Here is a 19559-nt window from a genome sequence, read left to right as displayed (position 1 = left end):
ATCGACGGAGAGATCCCATGACGACACGAGCCACCCGCGGACCGCGGCGACGCACAGTCGTCGCCCTCGCCGTCATCCTCTCGGTGCTGTGCGCCTTCGTCGTGCGGCTGGTCGACATCCAGGTGGTCAGCGCCGACGAGCATGTCTCCGACTCTCTCGAGCACATCGGGGCGAGTTCGGCCATCTCCGGACAGCGCGGATCGATCGTCGACTCCTCCGGGACAGTGCTCGCCTCCAGCGTGATGGTCTACGACGCTCAGCTCAGCCCCCAGGTCATCATGCTCATGGAGGAGAACGACCCCAAGCTGCCGTGGGCCGAGGCTTCCGAGAAGATCGCGGCCATCACCGGGCAGTCCGGGGAGGAAGTGCGTGCGCTGGTGTCGAACGCCCTCGCCGAGAACCCGAACAGCCAGTACGCACCCCTCAAGAAGGGGCTGAACACCGAGCAGTACATGAAGCTGAGGGACTTGGGAGTCGGCTCCTATCTCGCACTCAAGGCGCGCGAGACCCGGGTCTACCCGAACGGCGCGGTCGCCGGGAACCTCCTCGGCTACCTCGACAGCTCCGGCGAGGCGCAGGCCGGCGTGGAGCAGCTGGACGACTCCTGCCTCGCGCCCGTCGACGGCGAGGAGAGCTATCGCATCGGCAAGGACGGGGTCGTGATCCCCGGGAGCGAGCGCACGGTCGACGCCGTGAACGGCGGCTCCGTGCAGTTGACCATCAACAGCGATCTCAACTGGTACCTGCAGCAGATGATCGCCGAGGAGGCGCAGACCCAGGGCGCCAAGGGCGGCACGGTCACGGTGGTCGAGGTGAAGACCGGCAAGATCAGGGCGGCGGCCGAATGGCCCGCGCTTGACCCCAACGATCTCGATGCTTCGACACCGGCGACGAGGGCCAGCCAGATCTTCCACAGGGACTTCGAGCCGGGCTCGACGTTCAAGGCGATCACCGCGGCCGCGGCCATCGAGGGCGCCGGCCTCACCCCCTACAGCACCGTCAGCGCGGCCTCTCGCGAGAAGTTCCCGAACGGCGCCGTCGTCAACGACGCCTTCACCCACCCCGCCTACAACTACACCCTCGCCGGCGGACTCATCGACTCGTCGAACGTCGCACTGTCGAAGTTCGGCACCATGGTGAGTCCCGAGGTCCGCTACGACTACCTCGAGCGGTTCGGGGTCGGCGACAAGACGCTCGACTTCCCGTCCGAGGTCGGCGGCATCCTGCACCCCGTCAAGGACTGGGACAGCCAGTCGCTGTACACGACCACGTTCGGCCAGTACTTCACGGTGACGGCAGCCCAGCTCGCCGGCGCCTACCAGGCGATCGCCAACGGCGGAGAGAAGATCGATCTCTCGCTCGTCGAGTCGTGCACGGGATCCGACGGCAAGGTCACCACACCGGCAGATCCGAAGCACGAGCAGATCATCAAGGAGCAGACGGCAGGCGAGCTCACCCGGATGCTGGAGAACGTCGCGGTGCAGGGCGGCAATGCGGAGCGCATCCAGGTGCCGGGCTACCGCGTGACCAGCAAGACGGGTACTGCCCAGGTCTCCGACGGCAACGGTGGATACAAGTCCGGGGTGTACTACACCAGCATGGTGGGCTTCGCACCGGTCGACGATCCGCAGTACGTCGTCGTGGTCACCCTCGACGAGCCGACTAAGGTTGTATCGTCCGCGGCCACCGCATCCGCCTTCCAGAAGGCGATGACGCAGGTGATGAAAACCTATCGCGTGATGCCGTCCTCTGTCCCGATGGACGAGCTCCTCCCCAAGTTCGGATAGTCGGCGAGAGCCGCGCATGGAGATGACATGATCGCCCTGACGCTCGCTGAGATCGCCGCCGCAGTCGGCGGTGATCTTCGCGTGGTCGCACCAGACACACCCGAGACCGTGGTCGATGGCCTGGTCGACACGGATTCGCGGATGATGGGCCCCGGCTCGATCTTCGTGGCCAAACCCGGAGCCGAGACCGACGGCCACCGATTCGTCGGATCCGCCGTCGAGGCGGGCGCCGTGCTGGCCATCGTCGAGCATCCCGTCGACATCGCGGTGAGCCAGATCATCGTCGCGGATGCCGTCACCGCACTCGGCGCACTCGCCAGAGATGTCGTCGCGCGGGTCCGAGCCGCAGGTCGGCTCCGCATCGTCGGCATCACGGGATCCAACGGCAAGACCACCACCAAGAACTTCCTCGCACGCATCCTCGAGGACGAGGGCGAGACCGTCGCGCCGGTGAAGTCGTTCAACAACGAAGTCGGCGCTCCCGTCACCATGCTTCGTGTCACGGAGAGCACGCGGTACCTCGTGAGCGAGTTCGGAGCGGCGGCTCCGGGAAGCATCGCCCACCTCGCCGGCCTCGTGGAGCCCGACATCGCCGTGGTGCTGATGGTCGGCATGGCGCACGCCGGCGGCTTCGGCGGAATCGAAGCGACGGCGAAGGCCAAGGCCGAGCTCGTCGCGGCGGCCCGGGTGCCGGGGACTGCCGTCCTGAACGTCGACGACCCCAGAGTCGCGGCGATGCGAGAGCTCGCGGACTCCCGCGGGTTGCGCACGGTCGGCTTCGGCCAGGGCCCGACGGCCGATGTGCGGGCCCGCGACATCGAGGTGTCGGCCTCCGGCACCGCCTGCATCGTCGAGGTCGGCGGGCAGAGCCTGCCCCTGCGGCTCCGGGTCCTCGGGGCTCACCACATCTCCAACGCTCTGGCAGCGATCGCTTCGGCGCTGGTCCTCGGCGTCGCGCCCGTCGATGCCGTGGCTCGTCTGGAGGCCGTCGAGATCGCCGAACGGTGGCGGATGCAGCCCCTGGGCAACGACCGCGTGCGGATCATCAACGACGCCTACAACGCCAGCCCGGATTCCATGGCCGCTGCCTTGCGCACTCTCGCGCAGATCACCGGCCCCGAAGAGCGCACGGTCGCCGTCCTCGGCGCCATGAGCGAGCTCGGGGAGAGCGCGGGGGAGGAGCACGACCGGATCGGGCTGCTCGCCGTGCGTCTGAACATCCAGCGGATCGTGGTCGTCGGCGCTGAGGCGCGACGGCTGTATCTCGCTGCCGTCGGAGAGGGCTCGTGGGACAGCGAGGCTGTGCATCTGCCCGACCAGGACGCGGCGTTCGAGTATCTGCGCACCGAGCTCCGCGACGGCGATCGCGTGCTCGTGAAGTCATCCAACTCCGTGGGCCTCCGGCATCTCGGCGATCGTCTGGGAGAATTGTTCTCGTGAGGTCTCTCATCATGTCGGCGGCGATCTCGCTCGCCTTCACCCTGTTCCTGACCCCCGTCTTCCTCCGGCTCTTCCGGAAGTGGGGCTGGGGGCAGGTGATCCGCACCCCGGAGTCCGTCCACAACCCGAGCCACGAAGCGAAACGCGGAACGCCGACGATGGGCGGCGTCATCTTCATCGTCGGCTCGATGGTGGGCTACTTCACCGGTGTTCTGGTCAGCGGAGAGGTGCCGGCGCTCTCGGCGCTGCTCGTGATCTGGCTGATGGTCGGTTTCGGTGCCGTCGGGTTCATTGACGACTACATGAAGGTGCGCAGCCAGCGCAGTCTCGGACTGTCGGGCTGGCGCAAGGTGATCGGTCAGCTGCTGGTCATGATCCCCTTCGGCATCGTCGCGCTGAACTTCCCGAACAAATGGGGCCAGACGCCGGCGAGTTCCGCGATCTCCCTGTTCCGCGACATCACCTGGCTCAACCTCTTCGCCTTCGGCGTGATCCTCGGGTGGATCCTCTATCTCGTGTGGATCTCGATCATCGGGGTCGCCACCTCGAACAGCGTGAACCTGACCGACGGTCTCGACGGTCTCGCGGCCGGAGCCGGCGTCATCGTCGTCGGCGCGTACAGCCTCATCGCCTTCTGGCAGTTCAAGCAGCCCTGCATCGGCGGAGACCCCGATGCCCTGGGCGGATGCTACGAAGTGCGCGACCCGTTCAACCTGGCGATCATCGCCGCGTCCTTCGCCGCCAGCCTGATCGGATTCCTGTGGTGGAACGCCCCCAAGGCGAAGGTCTTCATGGGCGACGTCGGATCCATGGCGATCGGTGGTGTCATCACCGCGATGGCCATCCTGACCCGGACCGAGCTGCTCCTGCTCGTGATCGCCGGTGTCTTCGTCCTGTCCTCCGGTTCGGTCATCCTGCAGCGCGCATACTTCAAGATCACGCGCGGCAAGCGGCTGTTCCTGATGAGCCCGTTCCACCACCACCTCGAGATGCGCGGCTGGTCCGAGGTCACGATCGTGGTCCGCATGTGGATCATCGCCGGGCTGCTCGCCGTCTCTGCCGTCGGTCTGTTCTACGTCGAATGGCTGACCCGTGTCGACTGATCGGCTGGCAGGCCTCACCAGCTGGAATACCGACTGGAGCGGCCTGCGGGTCGCCGTGCTCGGCCTCTCCATGACCGGGTTCTCGGTCGCCGACACGCTGGCCGAACTCGGCGCGGACGTGCTCGTGCTGAGCGAAGCCGCCGAAGAGGAGTACGAGCGTCTGCTTCCTGTCATCGGCGCCCGGCTCGAGCTGGGTCCGCTTGCAGAAGTCCCTGCCGTGCTGGTCGAGTTCGCCCCCGAGGTCATCGTCGCCTCGCCGGGGTTCTCGCCGTCGCACCCGGTCATCCGATGGGCGCAGGATTCGGATGTCGCGATCTGGGGAGACGTCGAACTCGCCTGGCGCGTCCGTGACAAGGTCCTGCGCTCCGACGGCACACCGGCGGACTGGGTGCTCATCACGGGCACGAACGGCAAGACCACGACGACCCAGCTGACAGCCACCCTCCTCGTCGAGGGAGGACTGCGTGCGGCTCCGTGCGGCAACATCGGTGTGCCGGTGCTCGACGCGGTACGCGACCCCGCAGGGTTCGACGTCCTCGTGGTCGAACTCTCCAGCCATCAGCTCTGGTACCTGGGACAGTCGCGGGCCGAGGGGGAGCTCTTCCCCTACGCGTCCGTGTGCCTCAACCTCGCCGACGATCATCTCGTCTGGCATGGGAGCGCTCGGGCCTACCGCGACGCGAAGGCCGTGGTCTACCGCAACACCCGGATCGCGTGCGTCTACAACAAGGCGGACGAGGCCACACGGCAGATGGTCGAGGAGGCGGAGGTCGTCGAAGGCGCCAGGGCGATCGGCTTCGACCTGGGGATCCCCGGTCCGAGCGACCTCGGCGTGGTGGAGGGCCTTCTCGTCGACAGGGCCTTCCTCGACGACCGGTCTCGCAGCGCTCTCGAGCTGACGACCGTCGCCGACCTCGAGGCTGCGGGTCTCGCCGCTCCCCATATCGTGCAGAACATCCTCGCAGCGAGCGCCTTGGCGCGGTCGCTCGGCGTCGAGCCCGAGGCCATCCACACGGCCCTGCAGTCCTTCCGCCTCGATCCTCACCGCATCCAGGTGATCGCGCGGCATCGCGGCATCACGTGGATCGACGACTCCAAGGCCACCAACCCGCATGCGGCCGCGTCATCATTGCGCGCGTACCCGGGAGCCGTATGGGTGCTCGGCGGGGATCTGAAGGGGGTCGACATCTCCGACCTCGTCGCCGACGTCGGGACGACAGCCCGGGCCGCCGTCGTGATCGGCGTCGAGCGCTCTGCCGTGGTCACGGCATTCCGGCGACACGCGCCCGGGGTGCCGGTGTTCGAGGTCGATGCTGGTGACACTGGACAGGTCATGAACCGTGTCGTGGAGATCGCCGCGGGAATCGTCGACGACGAGGGAACAGTCCTGCTGGCCCCGGCGGCGGCATCCTTCGATCAGTTCTCCGGCTACGCGGAACGGGGCCATCGCTTCGCCGAGGCGGTGCGGGACTGGATCGACCGGGGGAGTGCCGATGACACAGGTATCCCGCCCTCCGCGCTCTGAAGCCGGCGGTCTCGCTGCCAGGGTCTCGCTCGGACGCCGGTTCACCCCGGTGTCGACCGAGTTCCTGCTGATCGCGTCCACCGCCCTGCTGCTCACTCTGTTCGGCCTCGTGATGGTGTTGTCGGCGACCAGCGCCACCGCCGTGTCCAAGGGCGTCAATCCGCTGGACGGTGTGCTTCGTCAAGGGGTTTTCGCACTCCTCGGCATCCCGCTGATGTTCCTGATCAGCCGCCTGCCGATCGAGTTCCTCAAGCGGATGGCGTGGCCGGCACTCTTCGGCGCCGTGGCCCTGCAGATGCTGGTGTTCACCCCGCTCGGGATCGAAGACGGCGGAAACCGGAACTGGATCCGGATCGCCGGCTTCACGCTCCAGCCGTCCGAGTTCCTCAAGCTCGCTCTCGCCCTGTGGATCGCGGCCGTGCTGCTGCGCAAGCGCGCGATGCTCGGCACCTGGCATCACGTCTTCATCCCGGTGATCCCGGTCGGGGCACTGGCGATCGGCACCGTCCTCGCGGGGAAGGACCTCGGCACGGCGATGGTCCTGGTGCTCATCCTGCTCGGCTGTCTGTTCTTCTCGGGGGTCAAGCTCCGGCTGTTCATCATCCCGCTGATCCTCGGCGTCGTCGCCGTGCTCGCCTATGCGCTGTCCAGCGAGGATCGCATGCGGCGCATCACCGCGACGTGCGACAACATGGCGCTCTACTACACCGATTGCTACCAGTCGATCCACGGGATCTGGGGAATGGCGACCGGTGGCATCTTCGGTCTCGGTCTCGGCAACTCGCAGGAGAAGTACGGGTGGCTCCCTGCGGCGGGCAACGACTTCATCTTCGCCATCGTCGGCGAGGAGCTGGGACTGATCGGGTGCATCGTCGTTCTCGCCCTCTTCACGTTCTTCACGATCGGCGCGTTCCACATCATCCGCAAGACCTCCGACCCCTTCATCCGGGTGGCGGCCGGCGGCATCACCGTGTGGATCGTCGGCCAGGCCGTCATGAACGTCGGCGTCGTCATCGGCGTCTTCCCCGTCATGGGTGTCCCGCTCCCATTCATGTCGCAGGGCGGCACCGCTCTGCTCGCCGTGCTGATCGCGTGCGGTGTGCTGCTCGCATTCGCGCGCACGATCCCTGTGACCGAGAAGCGACCAGCTGAGCGGGGTAGGGTCACCAGGTGACTTCGTATCTCCTCGCCGGCGGTGGCACCGCCGGTCACGTCAATCCCCTGCTCGCGGTCGCCGATGGCCTCCGCGCCCGCGATCCCGAGGCCACCGTTCTCGTGCTCGGCACTGCCGAGGGGCTCGAATCCCGTCTGGTCCCTGCACGCGGTTACGAGCTCCTCATCGTCGACAAGGTGCCGTTCCCGCGCCGACCGAACAAGCAGGCGATGTCGTTCCCCGCACGGTTCCGTCGCGCCGTCTCCCAGGTGCGCGCCCATATCCGTCAGCACGGCATCGACGTGGTCGTCGGCTTCGGGGGATACGCTTCCGCGCCTGCCTATGTCGCTGCTCGCCGTGAGCGCGTGCCGTTCGTCGTGCACGAGGCCAATGCCAAGCCGGGGTTGGCGAACGTGCTCGGTGCGCGGCGGGCAGCTGCCGTCGGCGTCGCGTTCGAGGGGACCCCGCTTCGTGGTGGCGAGGTCGTCGGCATGCCTCTGCGCCAAGAGGTCATCGCTCTGGACCGCGCGGCGTCGCGCGCGGAAGCGGCGGACTACTTCGGTCTCGACCCCGAACGGCCCGTCCTCCTGGTCTTCGGCGGCTCGCTGGGCGCGCAGCGACTCAATGAGGCGCTCGCTGATTCATGGCGAGACGTCCTCGACGCCGGATGGCAGCTGCTGCACGTGACCGGTGAGCGCAGTGATCTGGCAGATCCCGGTACGGACGGCTACGTGCTGCGCCGCTACGTCGACCGCATGGATCTTGCCTTCGCCGTCGCGGATCTGATCGTCTCCCGTTCCGGTGCGGCGACCGTGAGCGAGGTGAGCGCGCTGGGGATACCCGCGCTCTACGTCCCGTACTCCGTGGGAAACGGCGAGCAGCGCCTGAACGCCGCATCGGCCGTCGCTGCCGGAGCTGCCGAGCTGCTCGACGATGCGACCTTCGACGGCGATGCCGTGCGGCGCATCGTGGTGCCGCTGCTCGAAGACCCGGCGCGGATCGCGGAGATGGCTGCCGCTGCCCAGACGGCCGGAACCCGCGCAGGAACCGAGAACGTCATCACCCTCATCGACCGTGCGCTCGCGGCTGCCTGACGCGTCCACGAAGCGGAAGAAAAGTAGACTGAAGCGGACATGATCAGACCCGACCTCTCCCTCCCCATTCCCGAGACGATCACCTCCGCGCACTTCATCGGCATCGGTGGATCCGGGATGAGCGGACTCGCCAAGATGTTCCTCGACGCGGGCATCCGCGTGTCCGGCAGCGACCGCGCAGACAGCGACAACCTGCGGGCGCTGGCCGCCGCGGGGGCGACGGTCCACGTCGGTCATGATGCCGCCCACCTCGGTGATGCCGACACGGTCGTGCACACCGGCGCCATCTGGCCGGAGAATCCCGAGTTCGTCACCGCCAAGGAGCGGGGCCTCCACGTCATCCACCGGTCCCAGGCTCTGCACTGGCTGATCGGCACGCGGCGCCTCGTCTCGGTGGCGGGTGCGCACGGCAAGACCACCTCGACGGGCATGATCGTCACGGCGTTGCGCGACCTCGACGTCGACCCGCACTTCGTCAACGGCGGCGTGATCGAGCAGCTCGGCGTGTCCAGCGCCACCGGGAGCGGCGACCTCTTCGTCATCGAGGCAGACGAGTCCGATGGCACCTTCCTCCTGTACGACACGGCTGTGGCGCTCATCACGAACGTCGACCCCGACCACCTCGACCACTACGGCTCCGACGAAGCCTTCCATCAGGCGTTCGTGCAGTTCGCGGACGCCGCGACCGAGGCCGTGGTGATTTCGAGCGACGACGCCGGCGCACTGCGCGTCGGTGCGGGCCTGTCGCACCCGAACGTGCTCACCTTCGGGCAGGCAGACGGCGCGGATGTGCGCGTCACCGACATCGTGGCTGCGGGACCGGTCGCCGCCACGCTGACGCACGGCGACGAGCATGCCCGGATGCAGCTCGCCGTCCCCGGCATCCACAACGCGATCAATGCGGCCGGCGCCGTCGCCGTTCTCCGCGCCCTCGGCTATCCGCTCGGCGACGCCGTTCGTGCGGTGGAGGGCTTCGCCGGTACGGTGCGTCGCCTCGAGCAGCACGGCGTCGAGCGTGGGGTCACCGTGTACGACGACTACTCGCACCACCCCACGGAGGTGCGAGCAGCGCTCGAAGCCATGCGCAGCATCGCCGGGTCCGGTCGGATCATCGCGATCCAGCAGCCTCACACCTACTCGCGCACGCAGCACATGTACCAGGAGTTCGCCGACGTCCTGGAGCAGTTCGCCGACCACACCGTGATGCTCGACGTCTACGGGGCCAGGGAAGACCCCGTGCCCGGTGTCACGGGCGAGCTCGTCAGCGGTGCCTTCCGTGACCCGTCGCGCGTCCACTATGTCGCAGACTGGCAGCAGGCCGCCGACTACACCGCCTCGGTCGCGCGAGACGGCGACTTCGTCGTCACGCTCGGGTGCGGCAACGTCTACCAGATCATCCCGCAGGTCCTGGACTCTCTGCGCCGGACCGACGAGGAGTAGCCGATGCGCCGGCCCGCACCGCTTCCGACCAGCCCGGAGTCTCCGGACGAGAAGGACGCCGCGCCGGAGGAGAGGTCCCGTCGGCGGCGACGCGATCCCGGAGCCGGTCAGGACACTCCGTCGACTCCTGACCCGGCACCCGGCGAGGAGCCGGACAGCACCTCGGTCGGCGACCCGCAGCAGACGTCGACGATGGATGTCTGGCGCGCGGCACGTGCGCGTCGGAAGGCTCTTCGTGCGGAGATCCGGCGGTTCACGCAGAGGTCGCGGCGGCGGAGGATCGTCTGGTTGAGCAGCATCGGCGCCGCACTGCTGCTGGTCGGGGGCAGCGTCGCCGCAGCGTACAGTCCGCTGTTCGCCGTGCAGAAGATCACCGTCGAAGGTGCCACGAGTCTCGATCCCGCCGCGATCGAGGCGGCACTGGGGGATCAGCTCGGCACTCCACTCGCACTGGTCGACTCCAGCAAGGTGAAGGCCGCGTTGCTGGGCTTCCCTCTCATCGAGACATACGCCCTCGAAGCGCGCCCGCCGCATGACCTCACCGTGCGGATAGTCGAGCGCACTCCCGTCGGCGTGCTCCGCTCCGACGCCGGTTACACACTGGTGGACGCCGCCGGCGTGGTCCTTTCGACCACCTCCGATCAGCCGGCAGGGCAGCCGGTGCTCGACGTCGTCGGGGGTGTCGAATCGGCGGCGTTCCGGAGCGCTGGCCTCGTCGTGCGCACCCTTCCCGCGGACGTCCGCGCCGCTCTGACCGGTGTCCGCGCGACGACGGCGGACGACGTGACCCTCACCCTCAACGGCGGGCTGACGGTGGTCTGGGGGAGTGCGGAGGAGTCGGCGCTGAAGGCCGTCGTGCTCTCGAAGACGATGGCGGCGAATCCGGCGGCGGGCTCGATCGACGTGACGTCTCCCGAAGTCGCCGTCGTCGGCTGAGCGCTTTCGTCGGGAATGAGGCGACACGCCCGTGTCTTCGCGCGTGCACGGCCGGGCGGCGCTTACCTTCGATCAAAGAGAACGCAATACCGGGAAATACTTTACACCTCTAGTTGAGGTTTAAGGTTCACCCACTTCCAGGCTCGAATAATCGGAGGCCGGCCATGAGCCAGAACCAGAACTACCTCGCCGTGATCAAGGTCGTCGGCGTCGGCGGTGGCGGCGTCAACGCCGTGAACCGCATGATCGATCTCGGCCTCCGCGGAGTCGAGTTCATCGCCGTGAACACCGATGCGCAGGCGCTGCTCATGAGCGACGCCGACGTCAAGCTCGACGTCGGTCGTGAACTCACTCGCGGTCTCGGTGCAGGTGCCGATCCCGAGGTGGGGCGTCGTGCCGCCGAGGACCACGCCGAGGAGATCGAGCAGGCGCTGACCGGGGCCGACATGGTCTTCGTGACGGCGGGAGAGGGTGGCGGTACCGGAACCGGCGGGGCGCCCGTCGTGGCGCGCATCGCGAAGTCCATCGGCGCCCTCACCATCGGTGTCGTGACCAAGCCGTTCTCCTTCGAGGGTCGCCGTCGCCAGAGCCAGGCTGAGGCCGGCGTCTCCAAGCTCAAGGAAGAGGTCGACACCCTCATCGTGGTGCCGAACGACCGTCTCCTCGAGATCAGCGACCGCGGTATCTCGATGATCGAGGCGTTCGCCACGGCCGACCAGGTACTCCTCGCCGGTGTGCAGGGCATCACGGATCTCATCACGACCCCCGGTCTCATCAACCTCGACTTCGCCGACGTCAAGTCCGTGATGCAGGGAGCAGGCTCCGCGCTCATGGGCATCGGCTCCGCTCGCGGTGCAGATCGCGCGATCAAGGCCGCAGAGCTGGCTGTGGAGTCCCCGCTCCTCGAAGCGAGCATCGAGGGTGCGCACGGCGTTCTGCTGTCGATCCAGGGTGGTTCCAACCTCGGTATCTTCGAGATCCATGACGCGGCAGACCTCGTCAAGGAAGCCGCTCACCCCGAGGCAAACATCATCTTCGGTACCGTCATCGACGACACGCTCGGCGACGAGGTGCGCGTGACCGTGATCGCAGCAGGCTTCGACGGCGGTGAGCCCTCGCTGCGGCTGGACCCGATGGTCGTCTCCCGGCCCTCGACGACTCCGCTGCCCGAGGTGGCGCTCGACGAGGAGACGGACAACAAGCCTGAGCCGGTCAAGCCCGAGCCGATCCAGCAGCGCGTTCCGACCACCAGCATCGAGCCGGCTTTCGCGGACGACGACATCGACATCCCTGAATTCCTGAAGTGACCTCTCCGGTCGACGGCCCTGGGCTCGCGCCTCTGGCTGCGCGGCTGTCGGCGATCGATGACAGGATCGCCGCAGCCGCGCAAGCCGTGGGACGCAATCACGACGAGATCACCAGGATCGTGGTGACGAAGTTCCATCCGGCGTCGCTGGTGCGTGATCTGCACGAGCTCGGAGTGCGCGACGTCGGCGAGAACCGTCAGCAGGAGCTGTCGGCGAAGGAGAGCGAGCTCACCGAGCTGGATCTGCGGTGGCATTTCATCGGCCAGGGCCAGACCAACAAGGCGAGTGCGATCCGACGGAGCGCGTCAGTCGTGCATTCGGTCGATCGCGACCGCTTCGCCGACGCCCTGCACCGCGCGGCCGATGATGACGATCAGCTCGATGTGCTGGTGCAGATCAACCTCACCGACGATCCCGGCCGCGGGGGAGCGGTGCCGGCGCAGGCGGTCGCTCTCGCGGAGCACGTCCTCTCGCTGCCGTCGTTGCGCCTGCGCGGCGTGATGGCGGTGGCGCCGCTCGACGAGGAGCCTGCCTCCGCCTTCGCACGATTGCACGGCATCGCGGAGAGCGTCCGTGCGATCGACCCTTCGGCATCGTGGATCTCTGCCGGGATGACGGGGGACTTCGTCGAGGCGATCGCCGCCGGCGCGACACACCTGCGGATCGGTTCCGCAATCACCGGCCCCCGGCCTGACCGGGGTTAACCTGTGAACAGACCAGCCCGACACGTTCGAACCGGAGGACACGATGGGTAACCCACTGAAGAAGACCATGGTGTATCTCGGCCTCGCCGACGAGGAAGAGGTCTACGAAGAAGAAGCGCAGGCGCCCGCCCGCGCTCACCGCGAACGCGATCGTGACCGCGAGGAGCCGGCACCGGCCCCCGTCACGCCGCTTCGCCGCCCCGTCGCCGTCCGCCAGCCGTCTGCAGGAGCCGTGAACGAGATCCTCACCGTCCACCCGAAGCAGTACCGTGACGCCCAGTTGATCGCGGAGAGCTTCCGCGAGGGTGTCCCGGTCATCATCAACCTCTCGCAGATGAGCGATGCCGATGCGCGTCGCCTCATCGACTTCGCGAGTGGGCTCTCGCTCGGCCTCTACGGCCGGATCGAGCGCGTGACCTCGAAGGTGTTCCTGCTGTCGCCGGAGAACATCGCGGTCTCGGGTCACGGGGGCATCGCACACGCAGACGCTGAGTCTGCGAGCTTCGACCAGTCGTAGCCCGTGCAGCTGGTCTCGGTCCTCGCGAGTATCGTTCATCTGGTGCTCCTCCTGTACGTCATCGTGCTCTTCGCGCGGCTGATCCTGGACTACATCCCGATGTTCAATCGGGAATGGAGGCCCAAGGGCTTCGGCCTCGTCGCCGCCGAAGCGGTCTACACGCTCACCGATCCCCCCATCCGGTTCTTCCGACGGATCATCCCGCCGCTGCGGATCGGCTCGCTGTCGCTCGACTTCGGGTTTGCACTCACACTGCTGATCGTCCTGATTCTGATGAACATCGTCCGACTGTTCGTCCGCTGAATCACCGGCGTGTCCCGTGTTGCGGCTGCGGTGAGTTCCCGCTCTCTGAGTGTCGTGACATCGCGGCACCGATGCGCGGGGGCTATGCTGGCACCCAGGTGCGCGCCCCGGGTTCGCGCCACATCACGACCACGCCATACATCGATACTGGCAATCGAACTCATCGAAAGAGGAGCCACCCATGGCACTTACCCCGGATGACGTCGTCACCAAGCAGTTCCAGCACGTCCGCTTCAAGGACGGCTTCGACCCGGACGAGGTGGACGACTTCCTCGACGAGATCGTCATCGAGTGGCGCAAGGCTCTCGAGGAGAACGTCGAGCTGAAGGCCAAGCTGGCCGCGTACGAGTCCGGTGCTGCCCCTGAGGCCGCCGCTCCCGCTGTCGAGGCCCCCGCCGCCGCTCCTGTCGCCGAGGCTCCGGCAGAGCCGGCTCCGACCGGATCCGCGACCGCCACCGCCGGCATCATCGAGCTCGCACAGCGTCTGCACGACGAGCACGTGGCCGAGGGTGAGGCCAAGCGCAACCAGCTCATCTCCGAGGCTGAGACCGAGGTCGCTCGCATCCGCACCGAGGCCGAGGCCAAGCAGCGCGAAGAGACCGCACGCCTCGAGCGCGAGCGCAACACGCTCGAGGCTCGGATCACCGAGCTCCGCAACTTCGAGCGCGACTACCGCTCGCAGCTGCGCGGCTACATCGAGGGCCAGCTCCGCGAGCTTGACGAGAAGTCGACCTCCACGGACTCGACCCCCGTCTCCGCGATCGGTCTGTAAGGCGCCCTCTTGTCAGGACGCCGTCCCCTTCCTCGGTCGGCGGCCGGCGCGATCGTTGCGATTCTCGCGGCGCTCGTGCTGGCCGCCGATCAGTTTGTGAAGTACCTCACCATCGAGAACCTGCCCTATCAGGAGCCGGTCCCCGTGCTCGGCGAGTTCCTTCAGCTGTATTACGTGCGCAATCCCGGAGCTGCTTTCTCGCTCGGGTCCGAAGTCACGTGGATCTTCACCATCGCCCTCGCGGTCGTGGCAGGCGTGATCGTCTGGAAGGCATTCGGGCTCAAGTCCCGGCTGTGGGCTGTCGTCCTCGGTTGCCTCCTCGGCGGAGTGCTCGGCAATCTCAGCGACCGTCTTTTCCGCGAGCCCGGCTTCCCTGTGGGACATGTCGTCGACATGATCTCGATGCCGTGGATGATGCCGGCGATCTTCAACGTCGCGGACGTCTTCATCGTGACGGGGATGATCTCCGTGGCGCTGCTCGTCGTGGTCGGCCTGCGCTTCGACGGGACGCGGGAACGCGATCACCAGCTCGTGCAGACCGAGGCCGAGGCCGAGGCCGCAGCGGCGGTCGAGGCGACCGACACCGATGACGACATGGTCGACGCAGCCGACGCGGCGCCCGTGCGAAAGGTCGATGACGACACGCCTTCGGAGGGCGCGGCACCCGCAGCGGAGGGACGTTGACCGTGGAGTCGCGGTCACTGCCTGTACCCGACGGTCTCGACGGCTCGCGTGTCGATGCGGCCCTGGCGAAGCTGATGGGTTTCTCCCGCACCTTCGCTGCTGACGTCGCCGCCGCCGGGGGAGTGCGTCTCGACGGCGTCACGCTCGACAAGTCCGATCGCTTGCGAGGAGGCGGCTGGCTCGACATCGAATGGCAGCCGAAGGAGGCGCCGAAGATCGTCCCGATCGCGGTGCCGGAGCTCGGCATCGTCTACGACGATGACGACATCGTCGTCGTCGACAAGCCGACGGGCGTCGCCGCTCATCCTTCCCTCGGCTGGGAGGGGCCCACCGTCGTCGGTGCCCTCGCCGCGGCGGGCTTCCGTGTCTCGACCAGCGGAGCGCCGGAGCGCCAGGGCGTGGTGCACCGGCTGGACGTGGGCACGAGCGGCCTGATGGTCGTCGCGAAGTCGGAGCACGCCTACACGGTGCTGAAGCAGGCGTTCAAGGACCGCACGGTCGAGAAGATCTATCACGCCGTCGTCCAAGGGCACCCGGACCCGCTCGCCGGCACGATCGACGCTCCGATCGGGCGCCACCCCAATCACTCCTGGAAGTTCGCCGTCGTCCCGGATGGGAAGCCGTCCGTCACGCACTACGAGACCCTCGAGGCTTTTCCCGGCGCATCGCTGCTCGAGATCCACCTCGAGACCGGCCGCACGCATCAGATCCGCGTGCACATGGCTGCGCACCGGCACCCGTGCGTCGGCGACCCCCTGTACGGCGCCGACCCGACGCTGTCGGCGCGGCTGGGGCTCACCCGCCAGTGGCTGCATGCGCATCAGCTCGCCTTCGCGCACCCGACGACGGGTGACTGGGTACAGTTCGAGTCTCCCTATCCCGCGGATTTCGAGCACGCTCTGGATGTGCTGCGCGGGGAATGATCCCCGTGTCTCGCCGGACGTGTGTCCGTGAGGTGCGCGACACTGGGCGCATGACCATCGAGGTTCGTCCCGCGACCGATTTCGACGACGTCGCCACACTCGTCGGGCCGAGGAAGCCGACGTCGAACGTGTGCTTCTGCCTGAGCTATCGCATCGGAAGCAAGGAGAACGCTGGGCTGAGGGGTCAGGCTCGTGCCGATCGCGTGCGTGAACTCTGCCATCAAGATCCTCCTCCCGGAGTGATCGCGTACCTGGACGGGGAACCGGTCGGATGGGCGGCCCTCCAGCCGCGTCGTGAGACGAGCTTCGCCCGAAACCGGCTGATCCCGCACGTCGACGACCTCGACGTCTGGTCGCTATGGTGCTTCCGGGTTCGCCCTGGGTACCGGAAGCAGGGGATCACGCATGCGCTCGTCGAGGGCGCAGTCGCCTATGCGAGGGAGCGCGGAGCCCCGGCGATCGAGGGGTACCCCGTCGACAACGGCGACGAGAAGGTGGACCTGACGATGGCATACGTCGGCACTCGGTCGCTGTTCGAGAGCGCGGGTTTCGAGAGGGCCGCCGACACCCGGTCCGTGCTGGACGGGTTCCCCCGAGTCCTGATGCGGCTCGAACTCGGAGCATCGTCGACGTCGTCGAAGAAACCGTGAACCGCTCTGCGGCGCACGGCCAATACATAGCGTGACCACAGACAGCGAGATCATCCAGCGATCTCTTCAGCATCCGGCGGTGTTCGCCGAGCTCTTCGACAGACACGCGCGCGCCGTCAACGCCTTCGCCACGTATCGCATCGGCCGGCACGCGGCGGAAGACGTCCTGAGCGAGACATTCCTCGTCGCATTCCGCCGCCGAGCGGATTTCGACACAGACGTCGAGTCGGCGGCGCCGTGGCTCCTCGGCATAGCTTCGCGCTTGATCCGCCGCCATCGTGCGGTGGAAGCGAAACACTGGAGGTCTTTCGCAGCGTCCGTCTCTCAGCAGGATCATTCGTCGCTCGGAGGTCTGGACGACGCGATGTCGCGGGTCGACGCCGAGCGCGAGGTCGAGACCTTGAGAGCGCGTATAGCGGCCCTCGCGCCGAAGGACCGCGAGACCCTGCTGCTGTACGCCTGGCAGGGGATGAGCTACGACGAGGTCGCGGCGGCACTCGGCGTTCCCGTCGGAACCGTGCGGTCGCGTTTGAACCGGGTTCGCGGACGGCTGGACTCCACCCGGAGGATCCAGGCATTCGAGCAACTGCAGCAGAAGGGAGAGTCCCTTGGACGTCTTTGAGAAGGTCGAGCAGACCAGGCCCGAGATCGAGGGCGAGGAGGAGAATCTCGCCGCGGCGCGGGCCGTCCTTCTGACGGAGATCCGAGAGGAACGGCGCCCCGCGGGGCCGCGCTCAGCTCGGCGACCCTGGTTCATCGCCGCAGGGGCTCTCGGGGCTGCGGCGGCGATTACGGTGGGCGTGCTCGTCGTGAACAGCGGCACCGCACCCTCTCGGATCGTGGAGGCGGTGCCTACAGCTGAACCACGTGTGACGGACGTGCCGAGTCCGGCCCCGACGCTGACACCGGCTACGGCGCCGGAAATCCTTCAGGGCGCTGCGAACGCGGCAGCCGAGTTTGCTCCGCCTGCTCTGGGACCCGGACAGTACCTGCGGCATGGTTGGACGGAGGAGCACCTGGTGACTTTCGACCGGACGCTTGCCGATCAGGGATTCTCACCGGGGGACCTCGGAACGCGAGCAACGGCGACGAGCGGCTGGGTTATCGAACGAAGCGGGGCCGATTACAGCCCTGCAGATCTTCGCTCTCAGTGGTATCGGGAGACCGGTCCGTACCAGGTGACGAGGATCTTCGGCGACGAGGAGCTGGCGCGGACGTACTCGGATAGGTTCCTGCAGTACTCCGGACAAGGTCAGCGGTTGTCCCCCGAGGTGCCGTGGCTCCCTGAGAGCGCTGCCGAGAACATGCTCTGGTACTTCGACACCATGCCGCGCGACCCGCACGCGATGCTCGCGTGGATCCGTGACTATCAGGGACCTGACCGCGAGGGCTGGGAAGACGGCAAGGTCGGCTGGATGCTCATCGGGCTGCTGTCCTTCAACGTGGGCGACCCCGAGATGCGGGCGGCCATGTACCGTGCACTCAGCCTTCTGCCCGGGTCGACCGTCGGGCCGGAGCAGGAAGGTCAGCGAACGATCACCTTCGACTCACAGCTTGCAACGCCCGAGGGCGATGGGACCTCCCTGACGAGGTACACGGTGACGATCGAGGTGGGGACAGGGCTCGTCACCGAGACCACGGAGACCAGTGATGTCGGGCTGGGGATCATGCCGAGCGATGTCCCCGACACCCGGGTCAGGTACGAGATGAGCATCGTGGACGCGCTGCCCTGGTGAGTTTCGAACCGTCTTCGCCTTCTAGGGCAATACATAGTGTGAGCACAGACAGCGAGATCATTCAGCGGTCGCTCGGGCAGCCCCGGGCGTTCGCCGAACTGTTCGATCGGCATGCCGAGACGGTGGGAGGCTACGCCGCCCGCCGTCTTGGACCCGATGCAGGCGAAGACATCCTCAGTGAGACCTTCCTCGTCGCGGAGATCTCCACGCGTGAGCTCGCGCCGATGATCGCGTCGCTCTCCGCGAAGGATCGCGAGACGTTGCTCCTGTATGCATGGGGGGATCTCACCTATGAGGAGATCGCGATAGCCCTCGGCGTCCCGGTGGGGACGGTCCGTTCACGTATGAATCGGATCCGCACACGGCTGGACCCCGCGCGGCCGAGTGGCCGTCGCCGTGTCGTGAATGAGCAGGAAGGAGAGGTCGATGGACGTTTTCGAGCGAGTGCGTGAGGTCAACCGGGGCACTGGTCTGAGCGAGGAGCGGATCACCGCTGCAAGAGCGCGACTTCTCGACGGCATCGATGCCGGCGTGAGCGCGGAAAGGAAGCGGATCACCCGCCGCCCGGTGTTCGTGATCGCCGGAGCCGTAACAGGGTTGGCCGCGGCGACGGCGGGTGTCGTGGCCGTCAGCCAGTTGACGGCGCCGAGCCCGCAGGTCGAGGCGGTGCCCAGGGAAACCCTGCGACCGACGCCGCAATCAACGCCTGTTCCGCAGCCCAGCACCACCTCGGGTACGACGGTCACAGAGCCGTTCCCCGGTACCGCACTGCAGGCGGGGCAGTACCTCAGGATCGTGAACACCACGGAATCGATCGTCTACCGCGACGACCAGTCGATCTACTCGGCCTGGGCGGAGTCGGGCCTGAGCGGGGTCCAGCCGGTCGCGGCACTCATGCTCCGTGAGGAGAGCGAGGTATACATGCCAGCTGACCGTGCGTCCGAGTGGTCCGGCCGATTCGGTGTAGACGAACGCGTCGCGTACTTCCCGGCGAATCCGAGTTCTGACGGTGTCGCCGCATGGGACACACTCATGCCTCCCGGACAGGGGGCGCGTGAATGGGACAGCCGCGGCGGATTCGAGGGTGACGGGTACCCGCGCAGAGGGTCCGCGGAGTGGGCTGCCGCATTCCCGCGCGATCCGCAGGCGCTTCTCTATTTCGCTCGCACATACATGCGCGAGTACGAGCAGACGCCTGAACAAGCGGCAATCCCTACTCCAGGCGCTTCAGCTCACCGGCGTGGATTCCTCGTCGGCGAACGGCGTGGAGACGTACCGGATCAGGTATGAGCACATGGATCACCGGACCGACACGGTCTCGATCAACACGGCGACGGGGTGGGCCACCGAGTACACGCTGCGGTCGGATCGAATTGACACAGGTCAGGGGGACATGGTCCCCCCGACCGTGCCCGACATCCGGATGACGTATTCCGTGTCGATCGTCGACTCTGCCCCGTAGCCGCTCGGCGTGCCACCTTCCGG

At 67.2% G+C, this 19559-nt stretch carries 21 protein-coding genes; all 21 read left to right on the top strand.

The genetic code is table 11. From position 1 onward, the window contains the following. The first annotated feature begins 17 nt into the window (after positions 1–17). The 21 genes from AAY78_RS16330 to AAY78_RS19775 all read left to right on the top strand — a co-directional run bounded on the left by AAY78_RS16330 (position 18) and on the right by AAY78_RS19775 (position 19536). Entirely contained in the window at positions 18–1787 is a 1770-nt protein-coding gene (locus AAY78_RS16330) for a peptidoglycan D,D-transpeptidase FtsI family protein (RefSeq protein WP_046749326.1), read from the top strand. 27 nt (positions 1788–1814) lie between these two features. Next, positions 1815–3227 (top strand): UDP-N-acetylmuramoyl-tripeptide--D-alanyl-D-alanine ligase, encoded by a 1413-nt coding sequence (locus AAY78_RS16325; RefSeq protein WP_046749325.1) that lies wholly within the window; start codon positions 1815–1817, stop codon positions 3225–3227. Next, positions 3224–4330, top strand: coding sequence for a phospho-N-acetylmuramoyl-pentapeptide-transferase (gene mraY, locus AAY78_RS16320; protein ID WP_046749324.1), 1107 nt, complete (start codon positions 3224–3226; stop codon positions 4328–4330). The genes AAY78_RS16325 and mraY overlap by 4 nt, the downstream gene beginning before the upstream one ends. Next, positions 4320–5855: a UDP-N-acetylmuramoyl-L-alanine--D-glutamate ligase gene (murD, locus tag AAY78_RS16315; protein WP_046749323.1), complete on the top strand. Its 1536-nt coding sequence runs from the start codon at positions 4320–4322 to the stop codon at positions 5853–5855. Before mraY ends, murD begins: the two co-directional genes overlap by 11 nt. Continuing rightward, positions 5824–7029 (top strand): putative lipid II flippase FtsW, encoded by a 1206-nt coding sequence (ftsW, locus tag AAY78_RS16310; RefSeq protein ID WP_046749429.1) that lies wholly within the window; start codon positions 5824–5826, stop codon positions 7027–7029. Before murD ends, ftsW begins: the two co-directional genes overlap by 32 nt. Further along, positions 7026–8102, top strand: a complete 1077-nt coding sequence (locus AAY78_RS16305; RefSeq protein WP_046749322.1) for a UDP-N-acetylglucosamine--N-acetylmuramyl-(pentapeptide) pyrophosphoryl-undecaprenol N-acetylglucosamine transferase — start codon at positions 7026–7028, stop codon at positions 8100–8102. Before ftsW ends, AAY78_RS16305 begins: the two co-directional genes overlap by 4 nt. 39 nt (positions 8103–8141) lie before the next feature. Beyond that, positions 8142–9542: a UDP-N-acetylmuramate--L-alanine ligase gene (murC, locus tag AAY78_RS16300; RefSeq protein ID WP_046749321.1), complete on the top strand. Its 1401-nt coding sequence runs from the start codon at positions 8142–8144 to the stop codon at positions 9540–9542. 3 nt (positions 9543–9545) lie between these two features. Continuing rightward, entirely contained in the window at positions 9546–10478 is a 933-nt protein-coding gene (locus tag AAY78_RS16295; RefSeq protein WP_046749320.1) for an FtsQ-type POTRA domain-containing protein, read from the top strand. A 164-nt stretch (positions 10479–10642) separates the two neighbouring features. Then, on the top strand, positions 10643–11785 hold the full coding sequence (ftsZ, locus tag AAY78_RS16290) for a cell division protein FtsZ (RefSeq protein WP_046749319.1): 1143 nt from the start codon (positions 10643–10645) through the stop codon (positions 11783–11785). Then, positions 11782–12489: a YggS family pyridoxal phosphate-dependent enzyme gene (locus AAY78_RS16285; RefSeq protein WP_082108726.1), complete on the top strand. Its 708-nt coding sequence runs from the start codon at positions 11782–11784 to the stop codon at positions 12487–12489. The genes ftsZ and AAY78_RS16285 overlap by 4 nt, the downstream gene beginning before the upstream one ends. A 43-nt stretch (positions 12490–12532) precedes the next feature. Beyond that, complete coding sequence (locus tag AAY78_RS16280; protein ID WP_046749318.1) at positions 12533–13006, top strand: cell division protein SepF; 474 nt, start codon at positions 12533–12535, stop codon at positions 13004–13006. A gap of 3 nt (positions 13007–13009) precedes the next feature. Then, entirely contained in the window at positions 13010–13309 is a 300-nt protein-coding gene (locus AAY78_RS16275; RefSeq protein WP_046749317.1) for a YggT family protein, read from the top strand. Positions 13310–13490: 181 nt separating this feature from the next. Beyond that, entirely contained in the window at positions 13491–14081 is a 591-nt protein-coding gene (locus tag AAY78_RS16270; RefSeq protein ID WP_046749316.1) for a DivIVA domain-containing protein, read from the top strand. 9 nt (positions 14082–14090) lie between these two features. Then, positions 14091–14765 carry a signal peptidase II gene (gene lspA, locus AAY78_RS16265; RefSeq protein WP_046749315.1) on the top strand — a complete coding sequence of 225 codons (675 nt, stop codon included), beginning with the start codon at positions 14091–14093 and terminating at the stop codon, positions 14763–14765. A gap of 2 nt (positions 14766–14767) precedes the next feature. Then, a complete protein-coding gene (locus AAY78_RS16260; RefSeq protein WP_046749314.1) occupies positions 14768–15688 on the top strand; it encodes an RluA family pseudouridine synthase in 921 nt (306 codons plus the stop codon). 50 nt (positions 15689–15738) lie between these two features. Then, on the top strand, positions 15739–16338 hold the full coding sequence (locus AAY78_RS16255) for a GNAT family N-acetyltransferase (protein ID WP_046749313.1): 600 nt from the start codon (positions 15739–15741) through the stop codon (positions 16336–16338). Between the two features lie 31 nt (positions 16339–16369). Next, a complete protein-coding gene (locus AAY78_RS16250) occupies positions 16370–16960 on the top strand; it encodes an RNA polymerase sigma factor (protein ID WP_046749312.1) in 591 nt (196 codons plus the stop codon). 397 nt (positions 16961–17357) lie between these two features. Beyond that, entirely contained in the window at positions 17358–18074 is a 717-nt protein-coding gene (locus tag AAY78_RS19780; RefSeq protein WP_127012069.1) for a hypothetical protein, read from the top strand. Positions 18075–18112: 38 nt separating this feature from the next. Then, positions 18113–18526, top strand: coding sequence for an RNA polymerase sigma factor (locus AAY78_RS16240; RefSeq protein WP_046749310.1), 414 nt, complete (start codon positions 18113–18115; stop codon positions 18524–18526). Then, a complete protein-coding gene (locus tag AAY78_RS16235; protein ID WP_046749309.1) occupies positions 18501–19364 on the top strand; it encodes a hypothetical protein in 864 nt (287 codons plus the stop codon). The genes AAY78_RS16240 and AAY78_RS16235 overlap by 26 nt, the downstream gene beginning before the upstream one ends. Positions 19365–19368: 4 nt before the next feature. Then, a complete protein-coding gene (locus AAY78_RS19775) occupies positions 19369–19536 on the top strand; it encodes a hypothetical protein (protein WP_156172668.1) in 168 nt (55 codons plus the stop codon). Positions 19537–19559 lie beyond the last annotated feature (23 nt).

This window comes from Microbacterium sp. Ag1 (assembly GCF_001005635.1).
Classification (GTDB): domain Bacteria; phylum Actinomycetota; class Actinomycetes; order Actinomycetales; family Microbacteriaceae; genus Microbacterium; species Microbacterium oxydans.
Note: the sequence above shows the minus strand (reverse complement) of the source record. Positions and strands in the feature narration are given on the sequence as shown.